Source organism: Streptomyces sp. NPDC054961, assembly GCF_053609145.1.
The window spans coordinates 1-7,369 of sequence record NZ_JBSGWY010000018.1 but is presented as its reverse complement, the minus strand read 5'-3'; the positions used below and the strand labels follow the sequence as shown (position 1 = coordinate 7,369).

Below are 7,369 nucleotides of genomic sequence, written 5' to 3'. Positions count from 1 at the left end.
AGTGTGGGCTCGGCGCCTCTGTTGGATCTGGGTGTGATTGTGAGGTGGGGGGGGGGCGGGGGGGGGCGGGGGCGGGGCCCCCCCCCCCCCCCCCCCCCGCCCCTCAGGTTCGCGTCCTGCCGGGAGGCCCGGTCTTACAGGAACGAGTTGATCTCGATCGTCTCGGTGCGGCCGGGGCCGACGCCGATCGCGGAGATCGGGGCGCCCGACATCTCCTCGAGGGCCTTGACGTACGCCTGGGCGTTCTTCGGGAGGTCCGCGAAGGTCTTGGCCTTGGTGATGTCCTCGGACCAGCCGGGGAGGTTTTCGTAGATCGGCTTCGCGTGGTGGAAGTCCGACTGCGAGTAAGGGAGCTCCTCGACGCGCTTGCCGTCGATCTCGTAGGCGACGCAGACCGGGATCTCCTCCCAGCCGGTCAGCACGTCCAGCTTGGTGAGGAAGAAGTCCGTCAGACCGTTGACGCGGGTCGCGTAGCGCGCGATCGGGGCGTCGAACCAGCCGCAGCGGCGGTCGCGGCCGGTGGTCACGCCGCGCTCGCCGCCGATGCGGCGCAGCGCTTCGCCGTCCGCGTCGAACAGCTCGGTCGGGAACGGGCCGGCGCCGACACGGGTCGTGTACGCCTTGAGGATGCCGATGACGCGGCTGATCTTCGTCGGACCGACGCCCGCACCGGTGCAGGCGCCGCCCGCGGTCGGGTTGGAGGAGGTGACGAAGGGGTACGTGCCGTGGTCGACGTCGAGCAGGGTGCCCTGGCCGCCCTCGAAGAGCACGACCTTGTCCTGGTCGAGCGCCTTGTTGATGATGAGGGTGGTGTCGGCGACGAACGGCTTGATCTGCTCCGCGTACTGGAGCATCTCTTCGACGATCTGCGCCGGGTCGATCGCGCGGCGGTTGTACAGCTTCGCGAGGAGCTGGTTCTTGCCCTCGAGCGCCGCTTCGACCTTCTGGGTGAGGATCGACTCGTCGTACAGGTCCTGGACCCGGATGCCGATGCGGTTGATCTTGTCCGCGTAGGTCGGTCCGATGCCGCGGCCGGTCGTACCGATCTTGCGCTTGCCGAGGAAGCGCTCGCCGACCTTGTCGACGGTGACGTTGTACGGCGTGATCAGGTGCGCGTTGCCGCTGAGGAGCAGCTTGGAGGTGTCGATGCCGCGCTCGTTGAGGCCGCGCAGCTCGGAGAGCAGGACGGCCGGGTCGACGACGACACCGTTGCCGATGACCGGGGTACATCCGGGGGACAGGATGCCGGAAGGGAGAAGGTGCAGTGCGTACTTCTGGTCGCCTACGACCACCGTGTGGCCGGCGTTGTTGCCACCCTGGTAGCGCACTACATAGTCAACGGATCCACCGAGCAGGTCGGTGGCCTTTCCCTTGCCCTCGTCACCCCACTGAGCTCCGAGCAGCACAAGAGCGGGCACAGGCGTACACCTCTTCCGGATGGGGCATGTCCAAGGTCAGGGGGCGTACGACGATGTACACCGCAGGCTGAGCCGTCGGACCGGTACCCCGGAATAGACGAAGGCCCTGGCGCAATAGCGCAAGGGCCTCTTGCACAAAGATGCTACCCGAGGAAGGACCGAGGTGTCGGCTCCAGAGCCCACCATGAGCCATGCGGGCGCGCCGGTAGGCGGCCTGCTCGTGCTCGTCGACCCGGTCGCCCGCCGTCTTGACGGCGAGTCGGTGCGAATCGCGAAAGATGTTCTGTCAGCGGGAGCGACGGCGAAGATCTGCCTCCCGGATTCGCGGGAGGAGTTTGCGCGGGCACTTGCCCGCCGGGGTCATCGCAGGCCGGTGATCGTGGGTGACGACCGGGCGCTCGTCCGGGCGGTCGGCCTGCTGCACCGGGAGCGGGCGCTGGGCGAAGGGGCCCTCGCGCTGATTCCCGTGGGGCCGGCGGGGTCGCTCGGACTCGCGAGACAGCTGGGCGTGCCGCTCTCGGCCGTCTCGGCCGCGCGGGCGGTCCTGGACGGGACCGTCGGCCTGCGGGACCTGCTGGTCGACGACAGCGACGGGGTGGTGCTGAGCGGGATCGGCATCCCGTCGGTACGGCCCGTGCCGCGGCCGGCCGGGCCGTCGGTGTGGAGCGCGTACCGCTCGCTGGTCCGCACACTGGTCCGCCCCCCGGGGGCGGCTTCCCCGGCCTCCCGGTCCTCCGGGGGGTTCGCGGGAGACGGCCACCGGCTGCGGGTCGAGGCCGACGGGGTGGTCATCGCGGATGTGGACCGGCTGGTGGAGGACGTCACCGTGACGGCGCGGGAGGGCGACGGGCTGGCGGACGTACAGGTCCGGCTGGTCGGGTCCGCGGGTGCGGGTGCGGGTGCGGGTGCGGGTGCGGGCCCGGGTCCGGGGGTGGCCGAGGGCGTGGGCGAGGGCGTGGGCCTGGGTCCGGTGGGGAGCCCGGGCGGGGACGACCGGTTGGTGCGGGTGCGGGCCACGACCGTGACCGTGTCCGGCTCGGACTTCCGCTACCGTGCCGACGCCGCCCTCACCGGTCCGGTCCGCCGCCGTACGTGGACCCTGCGCCCGGCGGCATGGGCCCTGACCCTTCCGCCGCAGCGCTGAGCGGGCGGCCGACGGTGCCGGCCTCCGGAGCGGCCTCCGGGGCGGAGCGCGGGACCGGCCGGGGGGTCGCGCGGTGAGCGCGTCCGGCGGGTCAGGCGGATCCGGCCCGGGCGTAACCGGCGGGTCCGGCTGGCCTGGCTGCCCCGGCGGGTCTGGTGGGTCCGGCTACCCCGGCGGGCCGCCGGACGAGGCGGGCGTGCGGGACGCGCTCAGCGACTGGCGGCAGGACGCCGTGCTGATCGGCGTGCTGCCGGTGCTGTGCTGGCCCGCGCTCATCGGGGCACTCGTCACCCGCCCGGCGCCGCTGAGGGTGGTGCTGTTGGGGTTGCTGTGCCTGCCGGTGCTGGTCGCCTTCCGCGAGCTCCACTCCGTCCGGCGTGTCCGCCGCGTCCTGGGCGCTCCAGGGGCACGGTGGACCCCGTACGAGGCCGAGGTGCTCGACGGGCGCGCGTCGGCACCGCTGCTCGTTCTGGGTGCGGGTGCGGGTGCCGGTGCCGGTACGGCTGGGGACGGGGACGGGGCCGGGGACGGGCTCGGGGACGACGGAGGCGAGGGGTCGGCCGCGGGCCGGGGCGGAGGTGGCTGCGACGGGCGGTTCGTGCTGACGCTCGGGCCGCTGGGGCGGCGCGTGCTGCCGCCGCGCGCGTGGTCCCGCACCGACCCGGCCTTGCCGCAGTCGGCCCTCCCGTCCGCCCCGGCGGGGCCGGACGCTGACATCGGCCCCGGTTCGGCTCCGACGCGGGTGGTGTGGCTGGTGGGGGCTCCGGGGCGCGGAGCCGTCGTATGGGAGCCGCACGCCCGGGAGCTGAGCCGGGCGCGCACGCTGTGGCGCCGGGGTGCCCTCGGGCGGAGGCGACCGCCTCGGTGAGAACTCGCGGCCCGGGGCGGGGAAGCGCGCCGGGCGGGAGCCAGCCGGGGTGGGAGGCGGCCCGGGGTGGGAAGGCCCCGGGGCTGGCGGCGCGCCGGGGTGCGGGGACGGGAGCCGGGCGCCACCCCTGGGTGCCCGAGGGCGCCGGGGTAGGAGGCGGCCCGGGGCGGGAGGCGCGCCGGTGTGCGGGGACGGGGGCCGGGAGCCACCCGAGGGTGCCGGGGCGGGCGGCGGCCCGGGGCGGGAAATGGCCCGGGGCCGGAGGCGCGCCGGGGAGCGGGGACGGGAGCCGGGAGCCGCCCGAGGGCACCCGAGGTGGTCCGGCGTGGCCCGGCATGGCCCGTCGTGGCCCGTCGTGGCCCCGTCCGTGGGGAACCGCCCGCGGGGGCCCCGGGCAGGCCACCGGACCCGGACCCGCCTGCGGGGGCCCCGGGCAGGCCACCGGACCCGCCTGCACGGCCCCCGGGCAGGCCTCCGGAGGGGTCGGTGGCCCGGAGAGGTCAGGTGTCAGGGCGCCGGGAGGTCCAGCGTCGCGCGATGGGCGCGCCAGCGGTCCATCAGGCCCAGCAGCTCCTCCTGCATGAACTCGAAGAACGCCGCGGTCTCGGAGATCCGGGCGCCGGCCGGAGAGTCGGTGCCGAGGCTGGCGGCTCCGTCGCGGAGGGTCTTCTCCCAGAGGACGAGGATCTGGTCCCGGCGGGTGAAGGTCTCGTACCAGAGCTCGTTGTGCAGGACGTAGCGGTCGCGCCGGGAGCCCGGTTCGCGTTCCCGGCTGACCATGTTGACCTGGGTCAGGTACGCCACGGCCCCCGAGACCGCCGCCGGGCTGATCCGCAGGGCCTCGCCCAGCTCCGCCGAGGTCATCGCGCCGCCGTCGCTCGCGAGCAGCTGCGCGAACACCCGCGCGGCCATCCGCTGCATCCCCGCCTCGGTCAGCTGCGCGGCGAACCGCTCCACGAAACGGGAGACGGCCTCGTCGTCCCGCCGCGGTGGGCCGCCGATCCGTCCCGGGTCGCCGGCCTTCCCGCCCGCGCCGCCCTCGCCGCCCGTGCTGCTCGTACCGCTCGCACCGCTCGTCTTGCTCACGTCGTCCGCCACCCTCCCAACTTTACTTGATTTCCAAGCTTCACAAATTTGTGAAATCAACGTACGTTCGAAGCATGACGAAGGCAATCAGCGTCGCCGGACTTCACAAGGCGTTCGGCCGCACCCACGCACTGGACGGACTCGACCTCTCGGTCGCCACCGGCGAGGTCCACGGCTTCCTCGGCCCCAACGGCGCCGGCAAGTCCACCGCCATCCGGGTCCTGCTCGGCCTGCTGCGCGCCGACTCCGGCGCCGCCGAACTGCTCGGCGGCGACCCCTGGGCCGACGCCGTGGAGCTGCACCGCCGGGTCGCCTACGTACCCGGGGACGTCACCCTCTGGCGCAACCTCTCCGGCGGCGAGGTCATCGACCTCTACGGGCGCCTGCGCGGCGGCCGTTCCGGGATCGACCGGGCGCGCCGCGACGCGCTCATCGAGCGGTTCGAACTCGACCCGACCAAGAAGGGGCGTACGTACTCCAAGGGCAACCGGCAGAAGGTCGCCCTCGTCGCCGCGTTCGCCTCCGACGTCGAGCTGCTCATCCTCGACGAGCCCACCTCCGGCCTCGACCCGCTGATGGAGGAGGTCTTCCAGGGCTGCGTCGCCGAGGCCCGCGCCGCCGGCCGCACCATCCTGCTCAGCTCGCACATCCTCAGCGAGGTCGAGACGCTCTGCGACCGCGTCAGCATCGTCCGCAAGGGCCGCACGGTGGAGACCGGCAGCCTCGCCGAGCTCCGCCACCTCACGCGGACGTCGATCAGCGCCGAGCTCGCCGGCCCGCCGGGCGGCCTCGCGGACCTCCCGGGCGTCCACGACGTGGAGGTGCGGGGGACGAAGGTCCGCCTCCAGGCCGACACGGACACACTGGATGCCGTACTGCGGTCGCTGGCCGCATCGGGCGTGCGGTCGCTGACGTCGACCCCGCCGACCCTCGAAGAGCTCTTCCTGCGCCACTACGCGCCGCGGGAAGACGAGCGGGCGGGAGCGCTCCGATGACGAACCACCAGCTCGCGGCGAACGAGAGCCCCTACCGGGGCCTGCCGGTGACGGGCCGTCGGCGCCCGGCGGCCGGGTACGGGCAGCTGGCGGGGACGGCGGTCCTGCTGCGCCTCGCGCTGCGCCGCGACCGCGTCATGATGCCGGTCTGGATCCTGGCCGTGGCCGCCATGGTGCTCGCCCTGCCGTCCTCGCTCGCGTCGATGTACGCGACGGCGGCCGAACGGGGCGAGCTGCTCTCCACGATGAACTCCAACGGCTCGCTCCGGGCCCTCTACGGACCCGTCTTCGGCGATTCGATCGGCGCCCTGACCGCCTGGAAGGGCGGGATCTTCGCCGGGCTGCTCGCCGGGATCATGAGCCTGGTCATCGTGGTCCGGCACACCCGGGAGGAAGAGGAGGCGGGGCGTCAGGAACTTTTGTCGTCCGCCATGGTGGGGCGCCGCGCCCCGCTCACGGCCGCCCTGCTGGCGGCCTGCGCGGCCAACGCCTTCGTCGCCGTGCTCGTCACGGCCGGGCTCGCGGGCCAGAGTGCGGGCGGCGCGCTCGCACTCGGGCTCGGCATCGGGGCCACCGGGATGCTGTTCGCCTCGGCGGCCGCCGTCGCGGCGCAGCTCACCGAGGGCGCGCGACTGGCGAAGGGCCTCACGGGCGCGCTGCTCGGCGCGGCCTTCGTACTGCGCGCCGCCGGTGACGCGGGCTCGGTGGGCGGTTCGTCGGCCCTGACGTGGATCTCGCCGCTGGGCTGGCTGGAGCACGTACGGGCCTTCGCGGCCGAACGCTGGTGGGTGCTCGCCCTGTTCGCGGCGGCCATCGCGGTCCAGACGGCCGGTGCGTACGTGCTCGCCGGCCGCCGTGACCTCGGCATGAGCTTCCTGGCGGCCCGGCCGGGCCCCGCGCGGGGGCGGCTCGCCACCACCGGGGCACTGGCGTGGCGGCTGCACCGCGGCGGACTGCTCGGCTGGAGCTTCGGCTTCCTGGTGGCCGGGGCGGTGTTCGGCTCGATGGCCGACGGGGCCGCCGAGCTGGTCGGCGACAACGTGAAGACCCGGGAGCTCATCGAGCGGATGGGTGGCGCGGATGCCGGGGGCGCCGGGAGCGGGGGCGTCGGGGGCACGGATGCCGGGGGCGGTGTGGGCGGCGTCGCCGCCGAGGCCGGCCGGGCGGTCCTCACGGACGCCTTCCTGGCGACGATGGCCGGGATGCTCGGGCTGGTGGCCGCGCTCTTCATCGTCTCGGCGGTGCTGAGGCTCCATGCCGAGGAGTCGGGGCAGCGCGCGGAACCGCTCCTCGCGCACCGCGTCAGCCGCTTGCGCTGGGCTTTCGGTCACCTGGCCGTCGCCTTCGGCGGTTCGGCCCTGATCCTGCTGCTGGCGGGGCTCGGGCTGGGCGCGGGCCACGGCGAGGACATCGGGCCGGCGGTCGGGGCCTGCCTCGCGCAACTCCCCGCCGTCTGGCTGGTCGGGGCCGTCGCGGTGCTCCTGTACGGCGCGGCTCCCCGGTACGCGCCGGCCGCCTGGGCGGTGGCCGGGGCCTCGCTGGCGCTCGGCTGGATCGGCCCGGCGCTGAACCTTCCCGAGGCGGTCCTGGACCTCTCGCCCTTCGCCCACCTGCCCAAGCTGCCCGGCGGCGAAGCCGTGGACTGGACTCCGCTGCTGGCGCTGACCGTGCTGGCGGCGCTCTTCCTGACGGCGGGCCTGACCGCGCTGCGCCGACGCGATCTGACGAGCTGAGCCCCTGAATTCCGCCACTCGAAAAGTTGTGGTCCCGGGTGGGGCGCGTTTGGGGGGGGGGGGGGGGGGGGTCGGGGGCGCGCCCGCCCCGGGCGGGGGGGGGGGGGCGGGGCGCCCCCCGCGGG

6 protein-coding genes are annotated in these 7,369 nt (G+C 74.6%); 4 read left to right on the top strand and 2 right to left on the bottom strand.

The features are described 5' to 3' along the window. Window positions 1-134: 134 nt before the first annotated feature. Window positions 135-1,418 (bottom strand): adenylosuccinate synthase, encoded by a 1,284-nt coding sequence (locus ACWF9Z_RS17840; protein ID WP_453603152.1) that lies wholly within the window; start codon window positions 1,416-1,418, stop codon window positions 135-137. A 184-nt stretch (window positions 1,419-1,602) separates the two neighbouring features. Here ACWF9Z_RS17840 and ACWF9Z_RS17835 point away from each other — a divergent pair, with 184 nt between their 5' ends. Next, window positions 1,603-2,562 carry a diacylglycerol kinase gene (locus ACWF9Z_RS17835; RefSeq protein WP_453603357.1) on the top strand — a complete coding sequence of 320 codons (960 nt, stop codon included), beginning with the start codon at window positions 1,603-1,605 and terminating at the stop codon, window positions 2,560-2,562. Window positions 2,563-2,758: 196 nt separating this feature from the next. Next, complete coding sequence (locus ACWF9Z_RS17830) at window positions 2,759-3,430, top strand: hypothetical protein (protein WP_453603150.1); 672 nt, start codon at window positions 2,759-2,761, stop codon at window positions 3,428-3,430. A gap of 507 nt (window positions 3,431-3,937) precedes the next feature. On the opposite strand, the gene ACWF9Z_RS17825 is transcribed toward ACWF9Z_RS17830, so the two are convergent. Continuing rightward, window positions 3,938-4,432, bottom strand: coding sequence for a GbsR/MarR family transcriptional regulator (locus ACWF9Z_RS17825; protein WP_453603355.1), 495 nt, complete (start codon window positions 4,430-4,432; stop codon window positions 3,938-3,940). A 158-nt stretch (window positions 4,433-4,590) separates the two neighbouring features. Between ACWF9Z_RS17825 and ACWF9Z_RS17820 the strand changes: the two genes are divergently transcribed. Both ACWF9Z_RS17820 and ACWF9Z_RS17815 read left to right on the top strand, forming a co-directional pair. Next, window positions 4,591-5,511, top strand: coding sequence for an ABC transporter ATP-binding protein (locus ACWF9Z_RS17820; protein ID WP_453603148.1), 921 nt, complete (start codon window positions 4,591-4,593; stop codon window positions 5,509-5,511). Continuing rightward, on the top strand, window positions 5,508-7,244 hold the full coding sequence (locus tag ACWF9Z_RS17815; RefSeq protein WP_453603146.1) for an ABC transporter permease: 1,737 nt from the start codon (window positions 5,508-5,510) through the stop codon (window positions 7,242-7,244). Before ACWF9Z_RS17820 ends, ACWF9Z_RS17815 begins: the two co-directional genes overlap by 4 nt. The last annotated feature ends 125 nt before the right edge of the window (window positions 7,245-7,369 follow it).